This window comes from Streptomyces sp. NPDC059679 (genome assembly GCF_042734105.1).
Taxonomy (GTDB): domain Bacteria; phylum Actinomycetota; class Actinomycetes; order Streptomycetales; family Streptomycetaceae; genus Streptomyces.
Genome location: NZ_JBHWES010000101.1, coordinates 17,321 through 31,351 on the forward strand (window position 1 = coordinate 17,321; position 14,031 = coordinate 31,351).

Annotated in this window: 10 protein-coding genes and 1 pseudogene; 2 read left to right on the forward strand and 9 right to left on the reverse strand. The window is 67.2% G+C overall.

Features of this window, described 5'->3' with window-relative positions; all coding sequences use genetic code 11:
- Positions 1–130: 130 nt before the first annotated feature.
- The 3 genes and pseudogenes from ACFV2X_RS51440 to ACFV2X_RS51450 form a co-directional block, all read right to left on the reverse strand.
- Positions 131–448 carry a hypothetical protein gene (locus ACFV2X_RS51440; protein WP_385630259.1) on the reverse strand — a complete coding sequence of 106 codons (318 nt, stop codon included), beginning with the start codon at positions 446–448 and terminating at the stop codon, positions 131–133.
- 489 nt (positions 449–937) lie between these two features.
- Positions 938–1,729 (reverse strand): annotated as a pseudogene (locus ACFV2X_RS51445) (Tn3 family transposase); the annotation flags it as partial.
- Positions 1,730–1,871: 142 nt separating this feature from the next.
- Positions 1,872–3,293 (reverse strand): purine-cytosine permease family protein, encoded by a 1,422-nt coding sequence (locus tag ACFV2X_RS51450; protein ID WP_385630261.1) that lies wholly within the window; start codon positions 3,291–3,293, stop codon positions 1,872–1,874.
- A gap of 345 nt (positions 3,294–3,638) precedes the next feature.
- On the opposite strand from ACFV2X_RS51450, the gene ACFV2X_RS51455 reads away from it, so the two are divergent.
- On the forward strand, positions 3,639–4,613 hold the full coding sequence (locus tag ACFV2X_RS51455; protein WP_385630263.1) for an IS4 family transposase: 975 nt from the start codon (positions 3,639–3,641) through the stop codon (positions 4,611–4,613).
- A gap of 557 nt (positions 4,614–5,170) precedes the next feature.
- Positions 5,171–6,685 (forward strand): ATP-binding protein, encoded by a 1,515-nt coding sequence (locus ACFV2X_RS51460; RefSeq protein WP_385630266.1) that lies wholly within the window; start codon positions 5,171–5,173, stop codon positions 6,683–6,685.
- 999 nt (positions 6,686–7,684) lie between these two features.
- Here ACFV2X_RS51460 and ACFV2X_RS51465 read toward each other — a convergent pair.
- From ACFV2X_RS51465 to ACFV2X_RS51490, 6 genes are all read right to left on the reverse strand, one after another.
- Complete coding sequence (locus ACFV2X_RS51465) at positions 7,685–8,488, reverse strand: integrase core domain-containing protein (RefSeq protein ID WP_385630268.1); 804 nt, start codon at positions 8,486–8,488, stop codon at positions 7,685–7,687.
- A 241-nt stretch (positions 8,489–8,729) separates the two neighbouring features.
- A complete protein-coding gene (locus ACFV2X_RS51470; protein ID WP_385630271.1) occupies positions 8,730–9,713 on the reverse strand; it encodes a LysR family transcriptional regulator in 984 nt (327 codons plus the stop codon).
- Between the two features lie 318 nt (positions 9,714–10,031).
- Positions 10,032–11,861 (reverse strand): AMP-dependent synthetase/ligase, encoded by a 1,830-nt coding sequence (locus ACFV2X_RS51475; RefSeq protein ID WP_385630274.1) that lies wholly within the window; start codon positions 11,859–11,861, stop codon positions 10,032–10,034.
- A gap of 46 nt (positions 11,862–11,907) precedes the next feature.
- A complete protein-coding gene (locus ACFV2X_RS51480) occupies positions 11,908–12,408 on the reverse strand; it encodes a flavin reductase family protein (RefSeq protein ID WP_385630277.1) in 501 nt (166 codons plus the stop codon).
- Positions 12,401–13,144 (reverse strand): enoyl-CoA hydratase/isomerase family protein, encoded by a 744-nt coding sequence (locus ACFV2X_RS51485; RefSeq protein WP_385630280.1) that lies wholly within the window; start codon positions 13,142–13,144, stop codon positions 12,401–12,403. The genes ACFV2X_RS51480 and ACFV2X_RS51485 overlap by 8 nt, the downstream gene beginning before the upstream one ends.
- 47 nt (positions 13,145–13,191) lie before the next feature.
- A partial coding sequence (locus ACFV2X_RS51490) for an enoyl-CoA hydratase/isomerase family protein (RefSeq protein ID WP_385630283.1) occupies positions 13,192–14,031 on the reverse strand: 840 nt, incomplete at its 5' end.

A 14,031-nucleotide genomic window follows, 5' to 3' on the forward strand; every position in this document is an offset into this window, starting at 1 on the left:
GCTCCTCTCGTCCCCCGCGCCACTTCCGAGCTCTCCCCTTCGTAACGGGCCCCAGCAATAGCTTCGCAGACCGTCATACCCAGTGCCGGGGCAGCCGCCCCGGCACCGAGCTACCTCAAGCAACGCAAGATCAGGGGCGGTACGTCTCGTCGCCCGCAGGCGTACCGGGGCGGTCCCCCTCGGGCAGGGGGTACGCCTGGGAGTCACCCGCCGGGATGCCTGGGCCGTCACCCGCAGGCGTACCGGGGCGGTCCCCCTCGGGCAGGGGGTACGCCTGGGAGTCACCCGCGGAGATGCCTGGGCCGTCACCCCCAGGCAGAACTACCGCGGGCTGGTCCCCACCGTTGTGGGAGGAGGCGCCGGACGCAGCATTGGCAATCGTCGCCCCGCCGCCGATCAGCACTGCGGCGGTGACCAAACCGATGCCCCAGCTTCGCCTGAATTGCATGATGAATCCTCTCTGCGGACCCCAGGTGGGCCAGCTCCTGCAGTCAAGCCGGAGGGATGTTGCGAGAGTTTAAAGAGGTAGCCGCCTCTCCGTTGCGAAGGACGCCCCGCTGACGTGGGCAGGACAGGCGGCAGGCCCCGTCGGCCCCTCCGGCTCCGCGTCGAAGATTCCACCGCCCACAGGACGTCGGCGGGGACGGCCGTGTCGCCCCGCCACCACGCGAGGGACTACGAACGCCTTATCCAGCACTCCGAAACCCTCATCACCTGGGTTGCCATCACACTCATGACCAGGCGCCTGGCTCGGAATGGTGCCACTCCGGGCTGACCGAGGAAACCAGCTTCGTCCGCACGTCTCACCTACGGAGCCCAGCCAGGCAATCTGCCGCGATCGCGCGCCTCATCCTTGCCGATTGGCGCCTGAGCGGTGGGCCGCACCCACTGGCCACACATCCAGGGCCCTTCCGTCCGGCGGCGCAGGTCAGGGCCCTTATTCCTCGTCGGTGGCGTCTGGGTCGCGCAGGGGCCGCAGGCCGCCGGGCAGGTCGGGAAGCTGGAAGGAGTACCGGCCGAGGACGTTGATGTGATGCCGCACGAACGGGGAGAGGCGGGCGGTGTCCTGGTCCCGGACGTCGAAGCCGTCCGCGCGCAGCTGGTTCACCGCGGCGTCCATGTACCGGGTGTTGAACAGCACCAGGGCGTTGAGGACGAGGCCCAGCGCGCCGATCTGGTCTTCCATGCCGTCCTGGTAGCGCTGGTAGAGCTGCCCGGCGCGTCCGTGGAAGATCTTCCGGGCGAGGGCGTGGCGGCCCTCCTGGAGGTTGGCCTGCACCTTGATCTGCCGCCGGTAGCCGGGCTCGTCGGCCAGGCGCAGGATGTGCAGGGTCTTGGAGATCCGCCCGTAGTGGGCGATCGCGTCTCCGAGCGGGGTGGGGCGTCCGTCCCGGGAGAGCATGCGGATGACGTCGTAGGCGCGGACGGCGCCGGTGTGGATGGAGCCGATGATCCGCAGGATGTCCTCCCAGTGCCGCTCGATCCTTGCCAGGTCGACCCGGCCGCGGGCGGCGTCCTGGAAGGCCCCGCAGTCCGCGGTGCGGTCGATGCGCCACATCTTCTGATCCGGCAGGTCAGCGAGCTGCGGGGCGTAGGCGAAACCGGTCAGGGTCAGGAGCCCGAAGACGATGTCGCTGTAAGAGGCGGTGTCGGTGACGATCATCTCCGGGCGCTTGCCGCCGTCGCGGTCGTAGAGCACGTCCAGCACATAGAGGGAGTCGCGCGGGCTGACCGGGAAACCAGCTCTCCTCGCCCGCCACGACTGAGCCGAGGATCGCGCAGATGGGGCATCACTCATGCCATCGCCACCTACGGGAGCGAGGAACTCGGCCGCCTCGCTCCGGTCGACCCGCCCGCGCGGTTCGGGTTCGTCACCGCCGCGGCGCGACCGCCTCCGGACCGGGAATGGGCGCGTCGGCCGACGGCTTCGGGAGGTGTGCCGCTTTCCGCCGGGCGACCAGCCAGTACAGCAGTGCGGGGACGACCAGGCCCACGATCCACGACACATCCGCACCGCCCAGCGGCTCCACGAAGGGGCCGGTGTAGAAACCCGTCGCCAGGAACGGCAGCTGCGCGAGCAGCCCCGCCGCGTACACCGCCAGCGCGCCCCAGCGCCAGGCCCCGTAGCGGCCGCGGGGGTCGGAGAGCGCCGGGATGTCGTAGCGCTCCTTGGAGATCAGGTAGTAGTCGACCAGGTTGATCGCCGACCACGGGGTGAAGAAGGTCAGCAGGAAGAGCAGGAAGTCCTTGAAGGAGGACAGGAAGCTGTCCTTGCCGAGGAGGGCGATCGTGGTGCCCACCACCATGATCAGGGCGATGTACGCGGTGCGGCCGAGCCGCGAGAGCACCCGCCGGCCCTGGAAGCCGCTGACACCGGTCACCAGCGACATGAAGCCGCCGTAGGTGTTGAGGACGTTGATGGTGAGCTTGCCTAGGGCGATCACGAAGTAAAAGAAGGAAGCGACGGCGCCGGTGCCGCCAAGCGCGACGACGTAGCCGACCTGGCTGGCCAGGAACTGCTCTCCGGCGGTGGCCGCGACCAGGACGCCGAACGTCATCGACCACTGCGAGCCGAGCGCCGAGCCCGACAGGGTCCACCAGAAGGTGGCCTTGGCCGAGGTCGTGCGGGGCAGATAGCGCGAGTAGTCCGCCACGTACGGGCCGAAGGCCAGTTGCCAGGACGCCGATAGCGACATGGCCAGCATGAACATCGGGAAGGAGAAGTGCGCGTCGCCGAGCAGCGCACCGAGGTCCGCCCGGTCCAGCAGCCGGATGCCCAGATAGACGAAGGCCAGGGCGCATATGAGGCTCGCGATGCGGCCCAGTGTGTGGATGACCCGGTAGCCGACGGCCGCCATGACCGCTGTGACGGCGGCGAAGACGACGATGCCGGTCGTGTCGTTGGTGTACGTCAGCTCGCCGACCGCCTGCCCGGCCAGCACGCTGCCGCTCGCGAAGAAGCCGACGTACATGACGACCACCAGCAGCAGGGGCACGACGGCGCCGCGCACCCCGAACTGGGCGCGCGACTGGATCATCTGCGGCAGCCCCAGCTTCGGGCCCTGTGCCGAGTGCAGGGCCATGACCGCGCCGCCGAGGAGGTTCCCGATCAGCAGACCGACGATCGACCAGACCACGTCGCCGCCGAAGACGACGGCGAGGGCGCCGGTGACGACGGCCGTGATCTGGAGGTTCGCCCCGAGCCAGAGCGTGAACTGTGAGAATGCCCTGCCGTGTCGCTCGTTGTCGGGGACGACATCGATCGAGCGGAGTTCGACCAGCCCGCCTGCCATCACTTCACCAGCCTCTGCTGCTCGCCGTGCGTGAGCCGAGCCGCGGGTTCCCTCGCGCGTCGCGGCTCGGCGACGCCCCTCCGGCGGGGAGTCGGCGGCGAGCTGGACCGGGGAGCGTCCCGTGGACCTGCTGCATAATATCATGCAGAGTTCTCGATGACTGAATAGGTTGTCAATGCTTCGGCGTTAATCCGAGGTAACAGATCATCGGACGGTGCGAGGGAATGTCGACATTGCCGGTGATATGTGAAGGCCTGGTGGCGGCGCCGTCGTCGGCGGCCTGAAGGGTGTCTTTATTGCCGTAGGGTGGTTGACCTGGGGCTTTGCGATGGGCCGAATATGGGCATGATCGCTGATCGTGGGTCTGCGACTGCTCCATCCGCCGCGGCCTTGCGCCAGGCTCGGCGGCGGCTCGGCTCGGCGCCCCTGTCCGTGCTGTTCGACCAGGTGAAGGGGGCGGTGGCGGCCGAGGACGCGGCGGAATCGTGGTGGAAGGCGATGCGGACGGTGGCCTGGGACAGCACGGGCGTCCTGGTCACGGACAGCGAGGCCAACCGGTCGTACTGCGGCCGGGCCTCCGGCCGCAACGGGATCTGTGGATTCCCCATGATCCGGCTTTCCGCACTGGTCGAGTGCGGAACCCGGGCGCTGGTCGACGCGGTGCTCGGGCCGTGGACCCAGGCTGAGGAGTCCCAGTGCACGGTGCTCTGCCGGGCACTGAGGCCAGGGATGCTGCTGCTGGCCGACCGCGGCAGCAAAGGCTTCGCGCTGGCCCGGTCTGCCGCGGCCACCGGCGCACCATTGCTCTGGCGGATGAGCGCCGACCTGCAGCCGCCGGTGCTGCACGCACTTCCCGACGGAACCTACCTGTCGATGTCCACTGGGACCAACGAACGGGATCGTCTGCGCCGGTGGACGCGTCACCGGCGCACCGCACCACCGCAGATCACCGGAGTGGCCATCCGCGTCATCGAGGCCACGGTGACGGTCCGTGCCGCCGACGGCACGACGACGAACACGAGCCTGCGGCTGTTCACCACGCTGCTGGACCACCACCGCCACCCGGCCGTCGAACTCGCCGAGCTCTATCACCGCAGGTGGCAGGCGGAGACTGCGTATTTCGGGCTGAAGGTCACACTGCGCGGGCCGGACCGAGTGCTGCGCTCGCACCACACCGACGACGCCCTGCAGGAACTGTTCGGTCTGCTTGTCGTCTACCAGTCCGCACGGCGGATCGCCGTCGATGCCGCCGTACACGCCGGGTTCAACCCGTCCCAGATCTCACTGACCGTCACTATCCGGACCGCCGGCACACCGTGATCACCGCAACCGGGACCACGACACATCGAGGGTGCCGGCCCACTCCCGTGATCCGCCACGCCATCTTGCACCCCCGAGAACTGGTCCCGCAGCACCGCCCCACCAGGATTCAACCCCGCCGCGTCAAACGCCCGATCTCGACCTTCGCCTATAGCCCGACCAGGAAGAACACCCCGATCACCAACGCAGAGATCGCCTTCACCATCACCACAGCCACCGACCGAACACGACGATGGCGAACCTAAACTTCCAGGTATTGGGTCTTGGCCTCGCCGGGGTAGAGGTCGGCGGCCCGGCGCATCGACAGTCGTGACGCCGCGACTCCGGCTGTGTGTGAGGGCCGACTCGACGGACCGCGGTCGGCAATCGTGAGACCGGGTGCGCTGGGGCCCACCGGGACGGCTGGGACTTCCGGCAAGGTGGGGCCTCTGGGCCGGCGATGTTTTTGCACCCCCCTGGCGCAGTCGGTGTGCTGGCACGCCTTTCCTGGAATGGTTAGGGTTGGCCTTAACGTAAATCGTTAGGGCAGGCCTTAACTAGCTCGGAGGGGTCGGTGGATGGGAGAGATCGGCAAGCCGGGGCGGCTGTTGGACCGTGATCATGAGTGGCGGCTACTGAACGGCTTTCTCGCAGATCCTGCCTCTGAGCTGCGGCTCGCCGTTGTCTCGGGGCGGCGGCGGAACGGGAAGTCGTTCCTGCTGGAGGCGCTCACGGAGGCAGTGGGCGGGCTGTATCTGACCGCAGTGCAGGAGGAAGGTCGAGTGCCCGCGCTGCGCCGGTTCACCGAGGCGATCGCCGCGCACGCGGGGGTGCGGCCTGGCGCGATGCGGTTGGACGACTGGAGCGATGTGCTCACCGCCGCGCTGGAGGTGGTGAACCGAGCGGCCGGGGCGTCATTGATCGTGATCGATGAGCTGCCGTATCTGCTACAGCACTCCCCGGAGATCCCCGGCTTTCTGCAACTGCTCTACGACCAGTCGCAGTCCGGCAGGGCGCCCGGCGGCCGGATCGTACTGTGCGGCTCAGCGATGAGCGTGATGTCCGAGCTGCTGTCCGGTACTAAGCCGCTACGCGGCCGGGCCGTGCTTGACCTGCGCCTGCCCGCCTTTGACTACCGCACCGCCCGCACTCACTGGGGGGTGGGAGACCCGGGCGTGGCGCTGCAGGTCGACGCTGTGCTGGGTGGTGCCCCCGGCTACCGGCCGCTGGCCGCGGGGCCGGCGCCGCAGAGCGAGGCGGAGTTCGGCCTCTGGGTGGAACGCACTCTGCTGGATCCGGGGCGGGCGTTGTACTCGCGGGTGGAGGCCGAGTTCCTCCTGCGCGAGGATCCGCGGATCACTCATCGCACGCTGTACTACGACGTGCTGTCCGCGGTGGCCCGGGGGGCTTCGACGCCTGCGAAGGTCGGGTCGATGCTGGAGCGGTCCCGATCGGCCATGGTCGCCCCGCTGGAGGTACTCGAATCCACCGGATACATCCGTAAGGAGCAGGATCTCCTCAAGGCGCGCCACCCGATTATCAGCGTGGCGGACCCGGTGATCCGGTTCAATCAGCTGATCACGTTGCCCATGGTGGACCTGGTGGAGCGGCGGCGCGGAGGCCAGGTGTGGCAGTCATCCCGGCCGACATATCATTCAAAGATCCTTGGCCCACATTTTGAGGAGACCGCGCGCGACTGGGCCCGCTCCTTTGCGATCGACGAGACGGGTCTGTCTCTCGGTGCGGTCGGTACGGCGGAGATCGCTGACCCGGCCGCCCGGACCAAGCACGAGATCGACGTGCTGGCCATGGCCCCCGGCGAGCGCCCGCAGAGCCCCCGAGCGGCAATCGCCCTGATCGGCGAGGCCAAGGCAACCATCCAGCCCCGCGGACTGAAGGACCTTGAGCGCCTGGAACATATCCGGACCCTTCTGGCTGCGCAGGGGCATCGGCCCGATGACGCGGCCTTGGCTCTCTTCTCCCTGCATGGTTTCCGTCAGGACGTCATTGACGCCGCTGCACGCCGCCGCGACGTCCTTCTCGTTGATGTCGGCGCCTTGTACGGGGACGGGCCGGTCCGCGGCCTGCGATGACATGCTTGTGGCGACGCGTACGGTCTGCCTTGACCAGGTGCGACGAGTTTCCGAACCGCACGGGGAGCCTACGGAACTGAGGTGACCAGGCAGAGCCTCGTCCGGCTCCGTATGAGGGTATGCGGCCCTGAGCGGGGTGCTACGGAGCGGTACGGATGATTGAGGAGAGTTGTCGCTGGGCTGGGGGTCAAGGGGTCGCAGGTTCAAATCCTGTCGTCCCGACCAGCATCATCGCAGGTCGGAGGCCGTTTCCGCGGGTAGCGGAGGCGGCCTTGACCGTTTCCGGGCTGGGAGCAAGTGGGGAGCCCTCTGGGAGCCCTCGTGCTCCCAACTCGCGGACGTGTCAACGGTGCCCGATTCGTCCGTCACCCGATCCGGTAGACCTACCGCGCCGTACCGCGCCCCCACGCGCCGTCGTCAACCGCAGGCCCCCGGGGTCACCCGATCGATTCGGATGCTCTCTGCATCGAGAGGCATAAGAACCCCTTGTCGGCTCTCGACCCCCCCTTCGGGGTGGGAGCGCGGTGTCGTGCTCCCCATGCGACAGGGGGGAAGGTGTGGGCTGAGGGCCTCGGTCGGCCCGTTTCTGCAGGCAGCCGGGGCTCGGGTGTCCGGGTCGCGGGTTGCCTGCCGGGTCAAGGCGGGGCAAAGCCCCTTGGCGTCCGCGTGCAGATGGGGCACTCCCAGGGCGTGAGCGCCGTATCCGGCTCTACGGCGCAGTGGCGAGACGGTCGACTGGGCGTCTCGGCGCGGAAATTGTGTGCCAAGCATGGGCTGACGGCTGCCGGTCCCGACAGGCGCGGATATGTCGGGCGAGCAAACTCAGCGGCTGTCAGGTCGAAGTGGCCCAGGAAAGCCCCCACGCCGAAGGCGTGTTCCGCGTAACTGGCCACGTCCTCGGTGACGTCTGCCTGGTCGCAAGTGCACGGGATGGTGATGGGTCACAACCCATGACATCGGGGGCGGGCTCGGTTGCCCTGAAGGGTGTCATTATTCCGATCAGGCTGCTGAGCTGGGCGTTCTCTGTCGATGGTGAGGTGGTTGGGGCGGCGTGGTGTGGTACTCGTTGAGCAGTCCACCGAGTACCTGTCGGCGCCTGACCGTGCGAGCAGGTAGGGGGATGATGTTCGGGTCGTCGTTTGGGGCTCGTAGGTCCAGGCTGCGGTGGGGCCGTCTGGCGTTGTAGTGCTGGGCATACGTGGTGAGGACGGTGCGCAGGTGTCGTTCGCCGGTGATGAGGAGCGGGTCGGTGCACTCGGTGCGGGCTGTGCGTATCCATCGTTCGGCGAACGCGTTGGACCGTGGGCTTTGCGGCGGTGTCGGGATGATGGCTGTGCCGTTATCGGCGAAGACGGCGTCGAACGCGGCGGTGAACTTGCTGTCCCGGTCACGGATGAGGAACCGGAAGCACTCAGCCCTCTCTTCGAGGTCCATGAGCAGGTTGCGGGCGAGTTGGGTGACCCATGCGCCGGTAGGGCGTGCGGTGACGCCCAGGACATGGACGCGCCGGGTGGCGATCTCCATGACGAAGAAGACGTAGAGACGCTTGAGGAAGACGGTCTCCACGTGCATGAAGTCGCAGGCGAGCAGCGTGTGGGCTTGGGCTCCGAGGAAGGAGCGCCAGGTCTGCTGGGATGCGCGCTGGGGTGCGGGCGGTAGACCGGAGCGGCGCAGGACGCGCCGGATGGTGGCGGCGGCGACCCGATGGCCAAGCCGTCGCAGTTCACCCTGGATCCTGACGTATCCCCAGGTGGGGTTCTCTGTCGCCAGGCGCTGGATGAGCGCGACTGTCTCTTCCGGCAACGGTGGCCGACCGGGTCCGACCGTCGTCTGGCGCCACTTCCAGTGCACCAGACGGCGGTGCCAGTTCGGCAGGGTGCCCGGAGTGACCAGCCGATGGCTACGTAAGACAGGTGGCAGGTGCCGTGCGAGAGCGGAGAGCACGGCACGATCAGCCCATGAGAGCTTTGGCCGACCGACAGAGTGCTTCAGGCATGCCGAAGGCCACTCGGCAGCACCGCCCGGCCCGAGACGTTCGCCGACCTCATTCTGCGAGCTTCACCCCCGCGTGGCTCAATGTGTCTGGTTCGCCGGTGTAGCCCTCGTGAACGAGGGAGACTCCTCGCGGGGGATCGATCTCGGTGGCGCGCATGAAATCCAAAAAGCGAGCCGCGACGGGCGAGAGGTCCTGAGAGCAGTGGTACATCACGCCGGTGACCCTGGTTGCTCCCGGAGAATCCACGGGTACCGCGACCAGATCATCCAGACCGAAACCCTGCAACTCCAAGGCCGGCAGAGCTGCCACGCCCACGCCGGCCCGTAGCAGCCCGCGGATCGTCGCCGCGCTACAGGCATTGAAGTGGTGGCTCACCGAGATCGAGTATCTGCTGAACGCAGCGTCGGTGATCGCTCGGATGCTGGTTCCGGGCCGCGTTGCGACCACGGTCTCACCGTTGAAGTCCGCCCACGAGATGGCATTCTGCGCGGACCAAGGATGGCTGTGGTGCGCGACGCCGTAGAACTGTTCCCGCAGCAGTGGTGTGAAGCAGAAGCCGTCTGGCAGGTTACCGTGAGCGGTCAAGCCGAGTTCGACAGTCCTACCTTCGAGGCGTTCGACAACTTGATCCGCGGCCCCGTCGATGATCTCGAACTCGACCTCGGGGTGATCCAGCATGAAGCCGCGCATCACGCCCGGCAGCACAGCCGCCGCGAGCGACGGAAGCGCGGCTACGGCGATGGTTCCGGACTGGGCCGCCACGTACGACATGAAGCGGCTCAGTCGCATGTCCATGTCGTCGAGGACGGCGCCCGTCATGAGGAGAAAGGCATGCCCCGCGGCCGTGAGGTCGAGCTGCCGAGTGGTGCGGTCGAACAACCGCACCCGCAGGAGACGCTCGACTTCCTTGATCCTCCTGCTGAGGACTGACTGAGAGATGTGCTCTGTTGCGGCTGCTTTCGTGAAACTGCCGGATGCGGCGAGTGTCCGGACCGCGCGAAGCTGCTGCAACGTCAGGTCAGGGACCGGCATGGCTCCACCTCTTGCCGCATACTCGGGCGGACGTGGCAATCATGGCTGAACCTGCGTTCCGGCGGCGTAGGAGCCGTTGTCGGTGTGCCCGGCCAGCTCCGAGCGCTTGACCGTTTCCCATGCCGCAGGGCACAGGGGTGGCGGACAACAACGGCTGACGGCCACGGCAGGCACGGGATACGACCACCTGATCGTTGATCGACATGTAGAGTGCCATCAGACGAGTGTTCAGTTCTTCGCTCGCACATCAAGCTGAACGCCTTCCTCCCACGCCTGCGAACCGATCTCACTTCACGCGATCTTCACGTGATCGACCACCTAGTTCGGCCTCGAGCGCACATGGTTTGCGATCGCCGCGTCGTCGTTCGCGCCGTACATGTCGTCGATCAACGTTGCGAACGAGTTCACGACGGCATTGCGCTTGATCTTGCCGTTCGCGGTCCGCTCGCCGCGCTCGACTTGCAGGGACCGTGGCAGAATGCGAAAGTCCTTCAACTGCTCTACGCGCGCGAGGTCCGCGTTGACCCGTGCGACCTCCGCTCGCAGGCGTTCGGCCAGCACCTCTGCCGACCGGGCGTCTGCGGTTGTGCTCGGTTCGAGCAGGACGGTGAGGTATTTGCGGGCGTCGCCGACGACGATCGCTTCGTTGATCAGCGAGCTCTCCTTCAACCGGGTTTCGATGGGCTGAGGATTGATCGTTTTGCCGCCGCGGGTGATGATCACATCCTTCTTGCGGCCGATGAGCCGGATGTCGCCGTGGGGTGTGCGCTCCATCAGGTCACCGGTGCGGAACCAACCATCCTGGAAAACAGCCTCGGTCTCCGCCGGGTTGCGCCAGTATCCGTCGAAGAGCAGGGGCGCGCGGATCAGCATTTCGCCATCGTCCGCGACTTTCACCTGGAACCGTGGGTCCGGGAATTCCCTGCCGATGAAGCCCGGACGAGGGAACGGCTGGTCGAAATGAGCGATGGGACACCCGCCCGTCTCGGTGAGACCGTAGTTTTCGCGGAGATCGAGCCCCCAGATCTGCCAAATCGCGATGACGCTTTCGGGCATCGCGGCAGACGCGGTGTAGGCAACCCGGATGCGATCCATTCCGACGGTTGCCCGCAGTGGCAAGAACACCCAACGAAGTGCGGCAGCGTACGCGATCCGCAGCGGTACCGAGGGCCGGCGATGGGACCAACGGCGTTCGGCTATCCTGCGGCCGACCCACATGGCGGCGCCATAGGCGTAGCGGCGAAGTCGCGGCCAGACCTCCGTCTGTGCGATCAGTTCGCCGGCGATCTTCTCGTAGAACCGCGGCGGCCAGAGCACTGCTGTCGGCCGCACCGAACGCAACACGTCTTCGTAGTCACCAATGCGGCAGTATGTGACCACCAGCCGTGAGAGCAACGGCGCGAACACCGACACCAACGCCGGCGCCACGTGGGCCAACGGCAGGAAGCCCACGGCATCGTGCTCATGGCGGAGGATCTGCGGGTAGAGGCCGACGAAGGTCTGAACCGAGTGCTGAAGCGTGCGGTGCGAGTGTGTGACGCCTTTCGGAACTCCCGTGGATCCCGACGTGTAGAACAGCACGGCGGCATCGTCGAGGGAGCCGCCGGCGACCAGCTCGGACAGAGGATCGGCGCTGTCGTCGGCGTACTGTGTCCCTTCTGCGCACAGCGCTTCCCACGGTGTCCCTCTGATCACCTTGGGTAGCTCCGGCGGAGTGGCGTCGATTCCGACCACGAGCCGCAGCTTCGGTGTGTGTGCGGCGACCTCCGCCACCTTGCTGAGCTCCGTCGCCGTCTCGCCGATGAAGGCGACGGCCTCGCTGTGTACGAGCAGTTGCTCGATCTCGGCAGGTGAGTTGGTCGGATAGACGCCGATCACGACGCCGCCGACACTCTGCACGGCCAGCGCGGCGAACACCCACTCCGGGCGTGCGCCGCTCATCACCGCGACGCGATCGCCGTGCCGCACACCGTGCGCGACAAGGCCGAGCGCGAGATCTTGCACGCGATCCCGGTACGTCCGCCACGTGATCGCCTGCATCACCCCGTCACGCCAGTGACGCAGCGCGACGGCGTCGGGTTCCCTGTTCGCGCGATCGAGCAGCAGCCCCGGTAGCGTCCGGGTTGGCTCGAAATTGGTCAGATCCATGACACGGCCTCTCTTCCAGAGCCGACAAGTCCGGGCCCGATGAGATTCATGCGGCACTCTCCCCGAGGTGCAGGAAGTCATCTCGGTACCACGTCACCGGCTTACCGTTACCTGTCCGCGCGTCGTGTACCCGGCCGATGAGGATTACGTGATCTCCGCCGGGTGCGACGTGCTCCAGTTCACAATGGATGACTGCCGCCGCATCGGGCAGTAGCGGGTGACCGCTTTCGTCGAATTCGAAGGCTCCGTTCGCGAACTTGTTTTCACCCTTTGTCGCGAACTTGATCGCCAACTCGGCGTGTGCGGGTGTCACGATGTTGACGATGAACCGCTCGGCCGCAGTGAAGACGGGGGAGCAGTCCGCTCCTCGGTCCAGGCACACCAGGACGAGCGGCGGATCGAGCGACAGCGCCGCGAAGGAACTCGCGGTGAACCCGTGCAGCGTGCCTGACGCGCTTCGCGTCGTCACGATCGTCACGCCTGAGGGGAAGCGGGCCAACGCCGAACGGAAAGCGGCCGGGTCCAGCCCTTGAAATTGATCAGCCATGATATCCCTCGCGGGCGGCTCGGGCGGCGGGGTCGTTGAAGACCGTGCGCGCGTCGGCGACCGTGACGCGGAGTTGCTCTTCGACCGGCCAGCTGGACGTCCCTGAGTGAAGGGCCCGTTTCAGCGCCGCGAACACGGCAGGTGGTTTCGCCGCTGCCGCCCGCGCGTCCGCCATCGCGATCGTGAGCAGGTCGTCCTGCTCGACCACCTGGTCGACGATGCCCATCCGCTCCGCGTCGAACGCGTCGACGGGCTCTCCGCCCAGCAGGAGGCGCCGGGCCGCGCGGTCGCCCAGGACCCCGCGCACTCGAGTGATCCCCTTCACGGCCGGCAGCATCCCGTGGTTGATCTCGGGGAAGACGAAACGCGCCTCAGTCGACGCGTACACCTTGTCGGCGAACAGGGCCATTTCGATGCCGCCACCGACGCACCAGCCGTTGACCGCACACACCAGCGGCCGGGCAAAGTCCTCCAGAGCGCAGAGCAGCGCGTGAAACGACGCCATCCGCTCGACCATCGAATCGGCCCCGAAGCCGATGGCTTCCTTGATGTCGCCACCCGCGCAGAAGAAGCGCTCACCAGCTCCCGTCAAGACCACCGCGGGGGTGCCGGGGCCGTCGGCGAGGGTTTCCAGCGTCGTTGTCAGCTCGCTGACGAGCGAGTTGCTGAGCGCGTTCGCCGGCGGGTGGTTCAGGGTGAGTACAACCACGCCGTCCACTTCGTCGGACGCGTGCACAGCGCTGGGCGCTGTGTTGTGCGAGGCAATGCTCATGCTCGCTTCCCTCAGTTCGCCGGTCCGCCGGCAGTGCGAGCGGAGGGGAAGTCCACGGGGCGCTTCTCCCGGAAAGCCTGGCGTGCTTCGGCGTAGTCGGCACCGGCGAAGTCGAGGATCTCGAGTGCCGAGGACAGCTCGTGCTGGGGCATCGCGTTGGTGAGCCAGGCGTTGAGCGCGCGCTTGGTGAAACGGAGCGCCTGCTGGGAACCGCGGGCCAGCTGGGACGCGACCTCGAGCGCGCGGGGCAGCACCTGCTCGCGGGGGACGGACAGGCTCACGAGCCCGATCCGCTCGGCCTCGGCGCCCGTCAGCTTCTCGGAGGTGAGCACGTAGTACTTGGTCTTGGCCATGCCGACGAGCAACGGCCAGATGAGCGCGGCGTGGTCGCCGGCGGTAACACCGACCTTGGTATGGCCTTCGATCAGCACCGCGTCGTCCGCGGCGATGCTGATGTCGGCGAGAAGCGCGGTCGACAGCCCGTAGCCGACCGCGGGGCCGTTGATCGCGGAGATGATCGGCTTCTCGATGCGCAACATCGTCGCGACCCGCTTGCGTTCGGTCTCCAGCATCGCGAGCGCATCCTGGGGCGTGGGATCGGGCTGAGCGACGTCCATCCCGGTACAGAAGGCTTTGCCGGCCCCGGTGATGACGACGACCCGGGTCTGGTCGTCGCGCTCGACGTCGGCCCAGATCTGGTTCATCTCCTCGAACATTGGCAGGGTGAGCGAGTTGTACCGGTCGGGTCGGTTGATCGTGATCTGGAGGACGCCGTTGTCGTGGCGTTCGGTGAGGACGTTGCCGGTGCCGTGGTGGTAGAGGTCGGTCATCGGCTGGTCTCCTTGTGGTGG